Below are 562 nucleotides of genomic sequence, written 5' to 3' on the forward strand. Positions count from 1 at the left end.
TTTACTTACACAATGTGCGGCGCAAGAACGGCGAAGTTGGGGAAACTATCGCCGAATCTTGTAGCTTAATTACGAAAAGTGCTTAGGTTATCGCCAGTTAGCGCATCCGGCGATAACCCGACGATCAGTGCGCCTCATCCCAGTTCATGCCGACGCCCACGTCAACCTTCAGCGGCACCGCCAGGGTCATACTGCCTTCCATCAATTGGCGGATACGTTGGCTGGCTTCTTCGAGCACCGACTCGTGCACCTCAAACACCAATTCATCGTGCACCTGCATGATTGCGCGCACCAACGGCTTCTCCTGCCCTTGCAGCCAGGCGTCGACCTCAATCATCGCACGCTTGATGATATCAGCTGCCGTGCCCTGCATCGGGGCGTTGATAGCGGCGCGCTCGGCCGCCTTGCGGCGCATGCCATTGCTGGAGCGGACGTCCGGCAGGTACAGACGGCGACCATCCAACGTGCTGACATAGCCCTGTTCTGAGGCCTGCTGGCGGGTACGCTCCATGTAGTCCAGCACGCCTGGGTAACGCTCGAAGTAGAGATCCATATAGCGCTG

The 562-nt window shown here is 58.2% G+C and carries 1 protein-coding gene; it reads right to left on the bottom strand.

The window, feature by feature from the left end; all coding sequences use genetic code 11:
* Positions 1 to 124: 124 nt before the first annotated feature.
* Positions 125 to 562 (bottom strand): DNA polymerase (locus ABZ937_RS42880; protein WP_361701135.1); only part of this gene is annotated, 438 nt, incomplete at its 5' end.

Source organism: Streptomyces sp. NPDC046727 (assembly GCF_040645635.1).
In the GTDB taxonomy this organism is placed as follows: Bacteria; Actinomycetota; Actinomycetes; order Streptomycetales; family Streptomycetaceae; genus Streptomyces.